The organism is Brevibacterium ihuae, from assembly GCF_900184225.1.
GTDB classification, from domain to species: domain Bacteria; phylum Actinomycetota; class Actinomycetes; order Actinomycetales; family Brevibacteriaceae; genus Brevibacterium; species Brevibacterium ihuae.
The window spans coordinates 1,485,286-1,499,731 of sequence record NZ_FXWZ01000003.1 but is presented as its reverse complement, the minus strand read 5'-3'; the positions used below and the strand labels follow the sequence as shown (position 1 = coordinate 1,499,731).

General features: G+C 72.8%; 10 protein-coding genes. 7 read left to right on the top strand and 3 right to left on the bottom strand.

From position 1 onward, the window contains the following. Positions 1-21: 21 nt before the first annotated feature. The 7 genes from purQ to C1A17_RS11960 all read left to right on the top strand — a co-directional run bounded on the left by purQ (position 22) and on the right by C1A17_RS11960 (position 11,786). Positions 22-735: a phosphoribosylformylglycinamidine synthase subunit PurQ gene (gene purQ / locus C1A17_RS11990; protein WP_425427321.1), complete on the top strand. Its 714-nt coding sequence runs from the start codon at positions 22-24 to the stop codon at positions 733-735. A gap of 73 nt (positions 736-808) precedes the next feature. Further along, positions 809-1,969 carry a DUF6882 domain-containing protein gene (locus C1A17_RS14275; RefSeq protein WP_180953324.1) on the top strand — a complete coding sequence of 387 codons (1,161 nt, stop codon included), beginning with the start codon at positions 809-811 and terminating at the stop codon, positions 1,967-1,969. A gap of 110 nt (positions 1,970-2,079) precedes the next feature. Further along, on the top strand, positions 2,080-2,748 hold the full coding sequence (locus C1A17_RS11980; protein ID WP_146000634.1) for a hypothetical protein: 669 nt from the start codon (positions 2,080-2,082) through the stop codon (positions 2,746-2,748). Positions 2,749-2,827: 79 nt separating this feature from the next. Then, positions 2,828-3,817, top strand: coding sequence for a hypothetical protein (locus C1A17_RS11975; RefSeq protein WP_101653190.1), 990 nt, complete (start codon positions 2,828-2,830; stop codon positions 3,815-3,817). Between the two features lie 43 nt (positions 3,818-3,860). Beyond that, positions 3,861-6,749, top strand: coding sequence for a LysM peptidoglycan-binding domain-containing protein (locus tag C1A17_RS11970; protein WP_101653189.1), 2,889 nt, complete (start codon positions 3,861-3,863; stop codon positions 6,747-6,749). A 19-nt stretch (positions 6,750-6,768) separates the two neighbouring features. Beyond that, entirely contained in the window at positions 6,769-11,301 is a 4,533-nt protein-coding gene (locus C1A17_RS11965; RefSeq protein WP_146000633.1) for an FtsK/SpoIIIE domain-containing protein, read from the top strand. A 194-nt stretch (positions 11,302-11,495) separates the two neighbouring features. Continuing rightward, positions 11,496-11,786: a hypothetical protein gene (locus C1A17_RS11960; protein WP_101653187.1), complete on the top strand. Its 291-nt coding sequence runs from the start codon at positions 11,496-11,498 to the stop codon at positions 11,784-11,786. Positions 11,787-11,877: 91 nt separating this feature from the next. On the opposite strand, the gene C1A17_RS11955 is transcribed toward C1A17_RS11960, so the two are convergent. The 3 genes from C1A17_RS11955 to C1A17_RS11945 all read right to left on the bottom strand — a co-directional run bounded on the left by C1A17_RS11955 (position 11,878) and on the right by C1A17_RS11945 (position 14,381). Then, complete coding sequence (locus C1A17_RS11955) at positions 11,878-12,519, bottom strand: hypothetical protein (protein WP_101653186.1); 642 nt, start codon at positions 12,517-12,519, stop codon at positions 11,878-11,880. Further along, positions 12,516-13,283 carry a hypothetical protein gene (locus tag C1A17_RS11950; protein ID WP_101653185.1) on the bottom strand — a complete coding sequence of 256 codons (768 nt, stop codon included), beginning with the start codon at positions 13,281-13,283 and terminating at the stop codon, positions 12,516-12,518. The genes C1A17_RS11955 and C1A17_RS11950 overlap by 4 nt, the downstream gene beginning before the upstream one ends. 72 nt (positions 13,284-13,355) lie before the next feature. Then, positions 13,356-14,381: a hypothetical protein gene (locus tag C1A17_RS11945; RefSeq protein WP_101653184.1), complete on the bottom strand. Its 1,026-nt coding sequence runs from the start codon at positions 14,379-14,381 to the stop codon at positions 13,356-13,358. Between the last annotated feature and the right edge of the window lie 65 nt (positions 14,382-14,446).

Below are 14,446 nucleotides of genomic sequence, written 5' to 3'. Positions count from 1 at the left end.
GCGGCCGAATCCACCACGACCCTGCCCGGCGCCGAGGGCGTCCGGGTCGGCATCGTCACCTTCCCCGGCACCCTCGACGACCGCGATGCCGCCCGTGCGGTGACCCTGTCCGGGGCCCGGGCCGTGAATCTCTGGCACGCGGACACCACGCTCACCGACATCGACGCGGTGATCCTGCCCGGCGGCTTCTCCTACGGCGACTACCTCCGCTGCGGCGCGATCGCCCGCTTCGCACCGATCATGGACGCGGTCGTCGACGCCGCCCGCGGCGGCATGCCGGTGCTCGGGATCTGCAACGGCTTCCAGGTGCTGTGCGAGGCGCAACTGCTGCCCGGTGCGCTCGTGCGCAACGACTCCCAGCAGTTCATCTGCCGCGACCAGGTGCTCTGCGTGGAGAACGCCGACACCGCGTGGACCGCGAGCTTCGCCGCGGACCAGGAGATCCTCATCCCGCTCAAGAACGGCGAGGGAGGATTCATGGCCCCCGAACCGGTGCTCGACGAGCTCGAGGAGTCCGGCCGAGTGGTGTTCCGCTACGTGGGCGGCAACCCCAACGGCTCGCGCCGCGACATCGCCGGGATCACCAACGAGCGCGGCAACGTCGTCGGACTCATGCCGCACCCGGAGCACGCGGTCGAGCCCGGATTCGGGCCCGACAGCGCGAGCGGGCTGCGCTCCGGAGTCGACGGGCAGGGATTCTTCACCTCGGTGATCCGCACCCTCGTCGACGCCTGAGACCAGCGGCGCAGCCGGCCCGAGGACGGCCGCTCCCCCGGGCGGCCCGGCGCGCGTCCAGTAGTCTGGGGCCATGAGCGATTCCCTGCAGAGCCTCGTCAACCGGGCCATCTTCTTCTCCACCGAGATGCAGACGCGATTCGGGATGCGGATCGCCGGCGCGGAGTGGGAGGTCGACTTCTCGGCCGATCCGCGCCTCGAGTTCGCCGGGGAGCAGCCGCTGTCCACGACCGCGCATCTCATCGGCACGGTGGCCGACTCGCCGCGCACGTGGCACTGGGGCTGGGACAACATCAACGGCTTCCCCGACCCCGTCGTCGCCCGTTCCCACGAGGTGCGCCGCTACGGCGCCGCCCGGGAGATCGGGGAGCTCACCCTCGACGAGTTCGACGCCGACGAGGAGATGCCGCTCCGGCTCACCCTCGCGGCCAAGGAGATCACCGGCGTCTGGGCCCACTACCCGGCCGCCGCGGGGGGCGGAACCGTCGTGTGGATGCTCGTCGAATCCCCGGAGCTCGAGCTGCCGGAGCCGCAGATCAAGAGCATCGTGCGCTCGATGGCGCAGGGGCTCACCGAGACCACCGTGAGCGACCACGTCGAGGCTCTCCAGGCCTATGCCTCGCACCGCGGGTTCCCGCTCCTCATGCGTCCTGACGGCACCCTGCGGGCGCTCGCCGCCGACGGCTGGGCCGATGTCACGGTCGACGAGCAGCGCCGGATCACCAACTGCCAGATGCACTCCCCGCTCGAGGGCGAGGCCGCCGAGGAGTTCGCCGCGCACCGCTCCACCGATGCGGTACCCGCGGAGCCGACCCCGGCGCCCGCCCCGGAACCGACACCCGCACCACCGGTCACCGAGCCATCTCCCGAGCCGGCACCCGAGTCGCCTGCGGCGGAGACCGCACCCGCCCCGGAGCCGGAGTCCGCTCCCGAGGCGCCGGCCCCCGAGCCGCGTCCGGAGCCGCGACCGGCGCCGATCGAACCCGAGCCGGCGGAGCCCGCACCCGTCGAACCGGGTCCCGGGTGGAGCCCGCACCCGTCGACCCGGGTCCCGTGGAGCCCGAACCCGCCCCCGCCCCGGCCGAACCGGTGCCCGCACCGGCCGCCGAGGACCGGGAGCGGCCGGAGGACACCCCGCAGTCCGACGAGGAGCCGCGGAAGAAGGGATTCTTCCGCAAGCTGTTCGGACGGTGAGCCGAGCACTTGGATCACCCGGCGGGGCCTCCTAGACTGATGACCGTGCGCGTCCATCGGTCCCCACCCGGACGCCGCCGATCCCCAGGTCCCAGGTCCGAAGGCAGCACGGTGCTCAGATCCACGCGATTCCCCGCTCGGCGCACGAGCATGCCCGCACGCCGCCCTCGCCCTGCCCGCGCAGTGCTCGCCGCCGGCGCGACCCTCGGCCTCCTCGTCCTCGCCGCCTGCGGCCCCGAGGACGCCGAGGTGGCACCCCGACAGGCGGCGGACGCGCCGACGGCCGCACCGTCCGCCGGCGGGTCCTCCGCTCCGGCGACCGCCGGCGCCCCCGAGCCCGGTTCCGACGGCGCCCTCGATGAGGAGCTCCGCAAGACGAACGACACCCCGGAGGCCCGGGCGGTCAAGCGCTTCTACGCCGGCCTCGCCCGCGCGGTCAACGACGGCGACTGGGACGACGCCGACCTCCGGGCCACGTCGACCGACGCCCGCTTCGAGCGCAACGAGGCGACCATGGAGTCCTACGCCGGGCAGCGCTTCCCCGGGCCCATCCCCTTCACCGCCACCCACGTCACGAGCACCGGGGGCTCGGCCGTCGTCGTCGGGTGCTCCGTCGACGCGGGCTGGGCGGAGAACGAGGCCGGGGAGCCGGTGGGCGGCTGGACGCCGTCGGGCGCCAAGATCGAGCTCGTCCGCGACGGCTCCGACTGGCGCGTCGACGCGATCCACGACTTCGACTACGACTGCAGCGAGATCCCCCTCGAGACGGAGGAAACCCGCCGGCGCCCCCGAGCCCGGTTCCGACGGCGCCCTCGATGAGGAGCTCCGCAAGACGAACGACACCCCGGAGGCCCGGGCGGTCAAGCGCTTCTACGCCGGCCTCGCCCGCGCCGTCGGCGTGCTCGTCCTCGCGCTCCTCGCCTTCGCACCCGCCGTCCCGGTGAGTGCGGCTCCCGGATCCGAGGTCGGCATGCCGCCCGGGGACACCTCCCACACCTCCGGGTTCGAGGGCTCCGAGGGCCAGTCGTGCTTCATGTACGCCAACGAGTACGGCTTCGGCGCCTACTGCCCGTCGGCCGGGGGCGGGATCGGCGAGCGGATCACCATCGGCGAGTTCCTCGGCGTCGAGGAGGAGCGGTTCTGGCAGCTCGTCCCGCCCTTCCCGGAGTGCTGGCACAAGGACCTGCCGCCGAACGCACAGAGCGGTGACCTCGCCCCCGGTGAGAAGCGCTACGTCACCAACTGCATCGAGAACTACGACGAGCTCCACCTCCAGGAGGACACCCCGCGCGACATCGAGTTCTCGACGAGCTACGCGATCCTGCCCCCGCACGAGGTCATCACGCTCACCCCCGAGCAGGACGAACTCATCGAGGCCGCCTGGGAGTCCTCGACCTTCCCGCCGACCTTCATCGAGGTGCGCCCCGAGGACGCCGCGCGGGTCAACAGCGACACCCGGTTCTTCATGAAGGTCCAGGACGCCTCGGAGATCCGACCCGGCGAGGTCCAGTACATGGACACGATCGCGGTCGCCGGCATCGAGATGCGCGCCTACCTCCACCGGCTCGAGGTCCACCCCGAGGGCGAGGGGGACGGCAAGCCGATGGTGTTCTGCGAGGGTGCCGACATCATGGCCGCCGACGCCGCCACCCGACAGTCCTCGCCCAATTCGTGCTGGCACCGCTACACCCGCTCCTCGGCCTCCCAGCCCGACGACGTCTACCGGGCGCAGGGCTACGCGTACTGGCAGGTCCAGTATCGCGAGGGCCCCGGCGACGACTGGACGAACTTCCCGGAGGGCACCCCGACGCAGAGCGAGGCGCTCGTCCGGCGCGGCGGCCTCACCCGCGTCCCCGTCCGCGACGTGCAGACCCTCGCGGTGCCGTGATCCCCGGGCACCGTCGAATCCCCTCCCCTCGAAAGCAGGCGCTATGACCTACACCCCGACCACCCGCCTCCCGAACCGCAGCTCCGAGCCCAGCGGCTCGCGCCGGCAGGATGTGCTCAAGGGCATCGCCGCGATCATCGGCGCCGTCCTCCTCGTCGTCGTCGTGCCGGTGCTCCTCGTCGCCCTCGTCGGCAATCCCTTCGCGGGATTCCTCGGCACCCCCGGGACGGTGCTCACCGCGGGGCTCGACACCGGGATGATCATCGACGTCTTCGTCATCGTCCTCTGGATCGCGTGGGCCTGGTTCACCCTCAGCCTCGTCGTCGAGTTCGTCCGGTTCTTCCGGAACCGCCGGCTCTCCGGCCACGGACTGGCCCCGGGCGGGGGCGGGATCCTCACCCGCCGGATGGTCGCCTCGATCATGCTGCTCCTCGGGGCCGCATCGATCACCCCGAGCTTCCAGGGCCTCGCCTCGGATTCCGCGGTCGACCGAGCCGCCGCGGCGGAGTACGAGCGCTCGAGCCACGAGCTCGAGGTCGTGCAGTCCAACGTCGCCGCCTCCGAGGCCCGCATCGAGGCTGCGGCGGCCGCACCGGACGGGGCCGCCGCCGCGGACGGCTCGATCATCACCTACGTCGTCCAGCCGCAGCAGGGGCGCCACTACGACACCCTGTGGGACATCTCCGAGCGGTACCTCGGCGACGGCATGCGCTACAAGGAGATCTACCAGCTCAACAAGGACAAGGAGCAGCCCGACGGCACCCGGCTGCGGGACGCGGATCTCATCTATCCGGGCTGGACCCTGCACATGCCCGCCGATGCGCGCGGCGAGGGACTCCATGTCTTCACCCCCTCGTCCGCCGCCGCGGTGTTCACCGCGGACGGGACCCGCTCCGCGGCCGGGGCATCCGCCGCGCAGAGCACTGCGGGGGCCGCCGGTGCGCAGGACGGCACCGCCGTCCACGCCGAGGAGGCCGCCGCCCACAGCGCCGCCGCCCGGTCGATCGACACCGGGCTGCCCGAGGCGCTCGCCGATGCGTCATCCCCGCGCGCCGGGGTGCGCCACGCGCTCGGCGGCGGACTGCTCGCCGCCGGCCTGCTGCTCGCCCTCACCGCCCGCCGCGGCCCCTTCGCCGAGGTGTCCGACGAGCGCATGCTCCGGCTCGCGGAGAACACCGAGCTCGCCTTCGACCTCGATCGGGCGCTGCGCTCCCTCGCCCTCGGCTGCCGGGAGACCGGGACCGCGCTCCCGGAGGCGACCGTCGTCATGGCCGGGCCGGACAACGTCGTGCTCCACCCCGCCTCGGGCGCGACCCCCCCCCCGCCGTGGCCCTGGCGCCGGGTCGAGGAGGGGACCGCCTGGATCGTCGACCTCGCCGACGTGCCGGCCGAGCAGGCCGCCGTCCCGGCCCCCTACCCCGCCCTCGTCAACGTCGCCTCGGCGGCGGGCTACGAGATCCTCCTCGACCTCGAGTCCGCGCCCGGTCTCGTCTCCCTGGACGGGGACGAGCTCGCCGCCCGGGAATCCCTGATGTCGATGGCCGCGGAGCTCGCGACGAACGTGTGGTCCGACGGGGTCGCGGTCGACATGGTGGGATTCGGCACCGACCTGTCCGCCCTCGCTCCCGACCGGATCCGCGCCGCGGATTCGCTCACCGCGATCCTCGACGAGATCGAGGCCGACCTCTCGCAGACCTCCGAGATCCACGAGAAGCTCGGCATCTCCGGCATCCTCGCCGGTCGCAGCGCCCGCACGCCGGAGCGCGCGCGGCCGCGCGTGGTGTTCTGCTCCGCCGCGCCGACCGCCGACGAGCTCGAGCGGATCAACGCCCTCCTCGGTCGGGGCCGCACCCCGCTCGCCGTCGTCGGTCTCGGTCGGACGGCCGGTTCGCGCTGGGTCGCCCGGGTCACCGGCGAGGAGTTCGCGATCGACGTCTTCAACCTCCACGGCACCGCCCGCCGCCTGTCCGCCGCCCAGGCCGACGAGCTCGCAGGGCTGTTCCGCCACGCCGACACGGCGCGCGCGGCGGCCGAGAGCGAGCTCTCGTCGACGTCGTCGGCCGCATTCGCGCAGCGTGCCGCCGCCCGCGTCCTCGGCGACCCGGAGTCGCCGGACACGCCCGGCGGCGGCGCCCTCCCGGTTCCCGCCGTGTCCTCCTCCGCGCTCCGCAGCGCCCTCGTCGACAAGCCGGCGGCGGCGCTGCGGGTCCTCGGCCCGGTGGTCCTCGAGGCGCCCGGTCCCGTCGATCCGGCCACCCGGCCGCTGCTCACCGAGCTCGTCACCGCGGTCGCTCTCCATCCCGCGGGCCTCCACGACGCGGTCCTCCGCTCGCTCGTGTGGCCGCGCGGCGTCGGCGACTCCGTCGTCGAGTCCGCGATCGCCGATGCCCGGACCTGGCTCGGCCGGACCCCGTCCGGCGGGGAGCGTCTCCGCACGCTCGAGGACGGCCGCTGGACCCTCGACGAATCCGTGCTCGACGAATGGCGGCTCCTCCACCAGGTCGCGGGGACCGGGTACGGCACAGCCGGCGAGCTCGACCTCTACGGGCTCCTGTTCACCCGCGCCCGCGGCTCGCTGCTCGACACCGGGGCGACGGGACGGTACGCGTGGATCGCCTTCCACTCCGCACGTCGCGACGCCCGCGTCATCGTCGTGGGGATGGCTGAGCGCGCCGTCGAGCTCTGCCTGCAGGAGTCCAACCGCGCCGGAGCCGTGTGGTTCCTCGAGCGCGCGCTCGAGCTCGTGCCGACCGCCGAGCGTCTGTGGCGCCGCCTCCTCGAGCTCACCTCGGAGACCGATCCGGACGGCGCCGCCGCCGTCGCGGCGACGATGTACCGCACCCTGTCCGGCGCCGGGGTGTCCCGCCCCGAGGCGGAGACCGACGCCCTCGTCGGGCAGCTCGCCCCGAGCATCGCGCGCGAGACCGCGTAGACCGGAGGACCCCACCACCATGCGCCTGGCGTTCAGCCTCATCGGGCCCGATCTCGACTCCCCGCTCGACGTCCTCCTCGACGTCGACGAGGAGGCGACGGTGGGGAGCCTGATCGCCGAGCTCGAGTCCCTGCTCGACGCGCCGCCCGCGGTCGCCGGCGGCTCCGTGCTCGCCGCGGTGAGCGCGCACGAGGCCGAGGCCGCGGCGGACGCCCCGTCGGCGACCGTCATCACGGGGCCGTGGCGGACCGGGTCCGCATCCGTGCCGCGGCGCCCGGATGCGCCGCCGACCCTCCCCCCGGTGGGCGCAGGGCGCCGCTTCTCCGTCAACGGCATCGACCTCGACCCCGAGGACACCGTGACCGCCTCGCCGATCGTCGACGGGTGCCTGCTCTCCTACGACGCCCCGGAGTACTCCCTCGCGATGTCGGAGACCGGAACGATCCGGATCCAGGTCGTCGGCGGCCTCGGGGCCGGGGCGGTCGCCTGGCTCACCCCCGGGGAGTGGACGCTCGGCGGCGGGGGCGTCGACCTGCCCGGTCTGCCCGACCTCGGCGGCCTGCCGCTCACGGTGTTCGAGGACGGCGCGGTCGAGGTGCACCCCGTCGAGGGCCGCCCGATGTGGATCGACGGCGAGGAGGTCGCCGGGTTCACCACGTGGGGCTTCGGCGCCTTCCTGCGCGTCGGCGACAGCGTGCTCACCGTCGCCGCCCCGGAGATCCGGTACGCCGCGGTCACCGCCTCGGACACCGGCACCGGGTACGACTTCAACCGCCCCCCGCGCATCCTGCCGCCGGACCCGGAGACGAAGTTCACCCTGCCGACGAAACCGCAGCCCCCGCGGTTCCAGGGCTTCCCCATCGTCATAATCTTCCTGCCGATCGTGTTCGCCATCGTCATGGTCACGCTGCTCGGCTCGATGCGCTACGCGATCTTCGCGATCCTGTCGCCGATGATGATGATCGGCAACTACTTCCAGCGCAAGGTCACCGGGAAGAAGACGTACCAGCAGGAGATGGCCGAGTACCGCGAGAAGCGCGCGAAGGTCGAGGCGGACATGGTGCAGGCGGTCGCCGATGAGCGCGCCCACCGCCGAGTGGTCGGCCCCGACCCGGGGACGCTCCTCCTCAACGCCGCCGGTCCGCAGACCGCGCTGTGGGAGCGGCGCGACGACAATCCGGACTACATGTGGCTGCGCGTGGGACTCGCCTCCCTCGAGTCCGAGGTCGTCCTCGTCGATCCCGACGAGGTCGACCACCTCCGGAAGTCGACGCAGGAGATCGTCGAGGTCCCGGTCTACATCCCGCTCCAGAACGCGGGCGTGGTGGGGGTGGCCGGCACCGCCGACTTCACCGGACGCACCGCGGGCTGGCTCATCGCCCAGGTGGCGGCGCTCCACTCCCCCAACGACGTCCAGATCTGCGTCCTCGGCGGAGCCGACGACGCCGACCGGTGGAGCTGGATCCGGTGGCTCCCCCATGCCGTCCCGATGCACGGCCAGGACGCGGTGCGAACGCTCGGCACCGACACCGACACGCTCGCCACCCGGGTGTCCGAGCTGTCGGCGCTGGTCAAGGCGCGCCTCGAGGTGCTGTCCTCGCCGCGTGTCGGCGAGAGCCCGTGGGAGGACGTCGTCGTCCTCGTCGAGGACGCCCGCCGCCTCCGCGCGCTGCCGGGCATGACCCAGATCCTCAAGGACGGTCCGAAGGTCGGGGTGTACTCGATCTGCGTCGACCGCGAGGAGCGTCTGCTCCCGGAGGAGTGCAACTCGATCGCCGTCCAGGTCGACGCCTCCTACGTCCGGGTGAGCCAGCAGAAGTCGAAGGTCGTCGAGACCTCGCTCGCCGACCAGCCGGCCCCCGGCTGGTTCAATCGCCTCGCCCGATCGATGTCACCGATCATCGACGCCACCGACGAGGACGCGGACTCCGCGCTGCCCGACTCCTGCCGCCTCCTCGAGGTCATGCGCCTCGAGGACCCCGATTCCGCGGGCATCCGCAGCTACTGGAGCCGGATCGGCCGGTCGACCGAAGCGGTCATCGGCATGTCCCTCGACGGGCCGATCGCCCTCGACATCCGCAAGGACGGCCCGCACGGCCTCGTCGCCGGCACCACCGGCTCCGGCAAGTCGGAGTTCCTCCAGACGCTCGTCGCCGCGCTCGCGATCGTCAACCGCCCCGACGCGATGACCTTCGTGCTCGTCGACTACAAGGGCGGCTCGGCCTTCAAGGACTGCGTCAAGCTGCCGCACACCGTCGGCATGGTCACCGATCTCGACTCCCATCTCGTCGAGCGGGCGCTCACCTCGCTCACCGCGGAGCTCAACCGGCGCGAGCACATCCTCGCCGACGTCGAGGCCAAGGACATCGAGGACTACACCGATCTCCGGGCCAAGCGCCCCGAGCTCGCCCCGCTCCCCCGGCTGCTCATCGTCATCGACGAGTTCGCCTCGATGGTCCGCGACCTCCCGGACTTCGTCACCGGTCTCGTCAACATCGCCCAGCGCGGCCGCTCGCTCGGCATCCACCTCATCCTCGCCACGCAGCGCCCCTCCGGAGTCGTCTCCCCGGAGATCCGCGCGAACACCAACCTCCGCGTGGCGCTGCGCGTCACCGACAAGGGCGAGAGCACCGATGTCATCGATTCGCCCGCGGCCTCGACGATCGGCAAGCACCATCCCGGACGCGGCTACGCCCGGCTCGGCGCCTCCACGCTCGTCCCGTTCCAGGCCGGCCGGGTGGGCGGTCGCAAGCCCGGCGGCGGCCCGAGACAGATCCCGAAGCCGTTCGTCAGCGAGGTCGGCTGGGAGGACTTCGGTCGTCCCTGGCCCGCCCGGCCGAAGCAGAAGGTCGACGAGGGCGACGTCGAGATCACCGATCTCTCCGTCCTCGTCGGTGCGATCATCGACGCCGACCGGGACGAGGCGATCCCCGCCCAGCACCGCCCCTGGCTCGATGCCCTGCCCGAGATCCTCACTCTCGAGGAGCTCGACGCGCGGGCGGGCGCGCCGTCCGTCGACCCGGCGACGGCGATCCCCCCGGTCGCCTGGGCGCTGACCGATCGGCCGGAGCGGCAGGCGCAGGCGGTCGAGACGATCGACTTCCGGACGCTCGGCCACAAGTTCGTCGTCGGCGCCGGTCGGAGCGGACGGACGCAGGCGGTGCGGACGATCGCCGGTGCGCTGTCCCGGGCGACGGGTCTCGCCGACGTCCATCTCTACGGCCTCGACTGCGGCACCGGCGGCCTGCTCCCCCTCACCGAGCTGCCGCACACCGGCGCCGTAGTGCTGCGCACCCAGCCCGAGCGCGCCCGCCGCCTCCTCTCCCGCCTGCAGGACGAGGTGACCCGCCGGCAGGAGCTCCTCGCCGACGGCGGGTACGCCTCGATCACCGAGCAGCGCGAGGCGGCCGCGGACGACGCGCGCCTGCCCCACATCGTGTTCTTCATCGACCGCTGGGAGGGATTCATCAGCTCCCTGTCCGAGCTCGACAACGGCAAGCTCCAGTCGACGGTGATGTCGCTGCTGAGCGACGGCGCGAGCGTCGGGATCCACTGCATCGTCACCGGCGACCGGAGCCTCAACAACTTCCGGATGATCTCCCAGACCGAGGATCGCCTCGTGCTCCGGCTCAACGAGCGCACCGAGTACTCCGGTGCCGGACTCGTGCCGCGGAACATCCCGGAGGAGATCCCGCCGGGCCGCGGGTTCATGGTCGACGGCCAGGTCGAGACGCAGATCGCCGTGCTCAGCGAGGATCTGTCGGCACAGGGTCAGGCTGCCGTCCTCCGGTCGATCGGAACGGCGGCGAAGGAGCGCGCCGGAGCGGTCCCGCGCTCGCGGCGCCCGTTCCGCGTCGACGTGCTCCCCAAGACCGTCACGCTCGAGAAGGCCCTCGAGTTCCGCACGGACGAGCAGGAGGCCAACCCGTGGTTCGCGCTCGCCGGGGTCGGCGGCGACGATCTCACGGCACAGGGAGCGGACTTCGCGCAGGCGCCGGTCTTCATCATCGGCGGCCCGCCCAAGTCGGGCCGGAGCACCTCGTTCGCCGTCATGGCCCGCCAGCTCCTCGACCACGGCAAGCACATGGTCCTCATCACCCCGCGGCGCTCGCCCGCCGCCGCTCTCGCCGAGCACCCGGGGGTGCTCGGCCACCTGACGACCGACGATCCCGACCCCAAGGAGCTCACCGCGCTGCTCGCCGAGCACCCGCGCGACGTCGTCATCGCGATCGACGACGCCGAGCTCGTCAAGAAGGACTGCACCGCCTCCTCGTTCCTCAAGAAATGGATCTCCACCGCGGGCGATGCGGGCAACGCGCTGCTGCTCGCCGGCGGCTCCGCCGAGCTCGGCAGCGGCTTCAGCGGCTGGCACGCCGCGGCGCGCAAGGGCCGGTGCGGCATCGTCATCTGCCCGCAGTCGAGCAGCGACGCGGAGATCCTCGGCATCCGGATGAACCGGAGCATGTACGTCGACACCGTGAAGACCGGAACGGGATACCTCCACACCGGCGACGGTGCCCTCCACTCGATCACGCTCGCCCACCTCGGCTGAATCCCGGTCGGACCGGTCGTGCGCACACCGGTCCGGGCGGACAGTCTGGGTATTTGCTCAGGACCGGACGGGCCGGTTCAGCAACAGTTCACCTGGCCCGCCGCCCGTGCGCGGCGCATGCACGTAGACTGGGGACGACGGCGCCCCACACGCCGCCCACACATCCCCGATACCCCTCAGAAGGAGTACTCATCATGGCTGTCACTCTTCGCCAGGAAGACGTCGAGACCCTGTACCAGGCGCTCACCAACGGTGCCGAGACCGTCGAGTCGACGCTGGACACCCTGCAGGGCCAGGCGACCGAGAACATCAACAGCGCCCTCGAGGGCACCAAGACCGCTCCGGTGTGGGACGAGAAGACCGGTGAGCTCATCAAGCAGCTCAAGGAGACCCTCCCCGCGTTCGAGCAGCTCGGTGACTTCGTCCGCAAGTGGATGGAGGGCTTCGACGAGATGGACCAGGGCCAGGCCGACGCCCTCGCCTGATCCTCCTCCGGCACAGCGCGGGCCCGGATGCACGATGCATCCGGGCCCGTCGCCGTCCGCGGGCCGTCGGTGCGGGACCGCGGTCGACCGATCAGCGGATCGCGAGCTCGACCGCCAGGCCCCGGGCGAAGTCGTCGACCGTGTCCCCGTAGGCGGCGAGATCGACGAATCCGGAGAGCTGCGTGGTGAGCAGCAGGAACACCCCCGGGGCAGCGGTCGGCCAGATATGGAAGACGCGGCAGAACAGCGCCTCCTCGGACCCGGGTGAGCACTCCCCCAGCAGCGGTGCGAGGCCGACCGCGCGGATCCGCAGGCACCGTCCCTGCGCAGTGTCGATCTCGTCGTGCTCCGGTGGGAACCGGCCTTCGGGGTCGAGACCGAGCGCCGCGACGATGTCGGACCGCCGGGCCTGCGGCCCGCCGTCGACGACGCACAGCACCGGATGGGCGACGGGGACCCCATTCATGCCCGCAGGCGCGAGGAAGCTCTGGAGGACCGTGAGGAGACCGAGCCCGTGCTCGTACACCTCGACGCTCCGCTCGGCCGCCTCCGCGAGCTCGAAGACGCGGCGTTCGAGCACGTCGCCGGCGACCGGCACCGGCTGCGCGGCGGAGAGCCTGCCGAGGGCCGCGCGCAGGTGCGCTCGGTCGGACCACCTCTCGCGGGTGGCCGAGATCCATTCATCCGTGCAGGGCTCCGTGACGGAGACGACCACGATGGTGCGCGCCGTCATTCCGCCGCGGCACCGAACGCGCCGGCCCAGCCGTCCTCCGCGGCGAACTGGAGCGATTCCGCGATCGAGAACACGATGGTGCTGAGAGGGGAGAACAGGACCTCGTCGCGGGTGGTGAGACGCAGGGAGACCGAGCGTCGGCCGGACGGATGCGGCAGTGCGAGGTCGAGGGTGCACGTCGTGAGCGCCTGCCGGTCGGCCGCCGCACGGTCCTCCGGCCGAGCGGCGGCGCGCTCGGCGCGCACATCGGCCGGGAGGTGGGCGTCGGCCTCACGGCCGAGCCCGGCGACGTCCGCACCGTCGAGCACGCCCTCCTCGATCCGCTTGCGGACCTCGGCGACCGCGTAGCCGCCGGAATCGAGGTCGATGAACCGGATGCCGATGCCGTCCCCTGCGCGCCCCGCGACGCGATGGGTGTACGCACGGGCACGCTCGCGCGTCGAGAGGTCGAGCGGGGAGGCCGCGAGCAGCAGCGACCCGGTCGCGCGCACCCCGTCGGTCTCGAGATCGAGCACGAAATGCTCCTCGACGTGCGCCGCCCGGCCGCGCCGGTAGGACTCCTCGAAGCGCTCCTGCGCGGCACGGCGGGAGCGGGCGGTGGCATCCCGACCGGCGTCGCCGCTGCGTTCGAGGAAGAAGCGATGGAGGAAGCGGCTGCGCTCCTCGGCGTCATGGGGGACCCGCAGGAAGGCGCGGGGGACGACGAGCCGGTAGTCCTCGGTGACGATCCGCCGGAGCTCGAAGAGCTGATCAGGCCCGGCCATCGCCCGCCTCGATCCCGGTCCGTCGCACAGCCGCACCGGTCCCGCACCGGGGCACGGGTCGCGGCGCTGGATTCATCGAGCGCTCCGCGCGAGCTCGAGGAGGGAGCGGAGCCGCTCGGTCCCGTCGCCGGCGGCGAGCTGCGGACGCAGGGCGGCGAGTGCACCGCTGCCGTCGGCGAAACCCGCGCGGAGGCGCGCCAGCGCGGGTGCGGGAGCACCGGTGAGCCCGGCATCGAGCGCGGGCGGCGTCCCCTCAGCGCGTCCATCGCCGTGCTCGGATCGTCCGCGGGGCCGCGACAGGCGCATCGCGTCGAGCTCGCCGATGCGGTCGATGACCGGGCCGACACCCGCCCAGACGGCGGCCCGGTCGCCGCTCTCGCCGCCGGGGGCGAGGGCGGTGAGCAGCAGGACCACTGCCACGGAGAGGCCGGCGGCGGCCTGCGCCCAGTCGCCGACGAGCAGGGCGGCGATCGCGAGGGTGACCGCCACTGCGATGACGGTGACCGTGTAGGCGTCGGCGACGCTGCGCAGCTCCTCGTACCAGGCATCCGCCACCACATCGTCGATCGCGGCCCGGATCCGGCCGGCGGCGTCCTCGGCCGCGCGCTCGGCCTCGTCGACGAGCGCATCGAACTCGGCCCGGAGGTCGCTGAGCTCGGCCTCGTCCCGCTCGCGCTCCCGGTCGGAGTCGAGGCGCTCCTGCCCCGGAGCCCGTCCGGAATCCGAGCGACCCGCAGACCGGGATGCGGAGCGCGTTCCCAGCGCCCGGGCCTCCTCGACCTTCTCCTCGGCCCGTGCGATGAGGGGGTCCACGTCGTCGATGAACGCACCGAGCGCGGCAGCTGCGGCGGTGAATCGCGGATGCGTGTCCTCGAGGGACCGGTGGATGCGCGCCGCGGTCCCCGCGAACTGCGTCGCGGCCGCGGATTCCCAGGTCGAGGCGTGCATGAGATTCGACAGGTGGGCGGCGGCGTCGGCGATGAGATGACCGGTGCGCGCGAGGTCGTCCTGCGCCACGGCGAGCGCCTCGATGTCGACGGGGAACGGGGATTCGGGGGTTCCCGCTGGGCCGCCCGGGTGGAGCGGGGACCAGGTCATGTCAGCCTGCTTTCGGGGAGTCGGCTCGGTTCGGGGATGGTGTCGTGGTCGGGGTGCGGATCAGT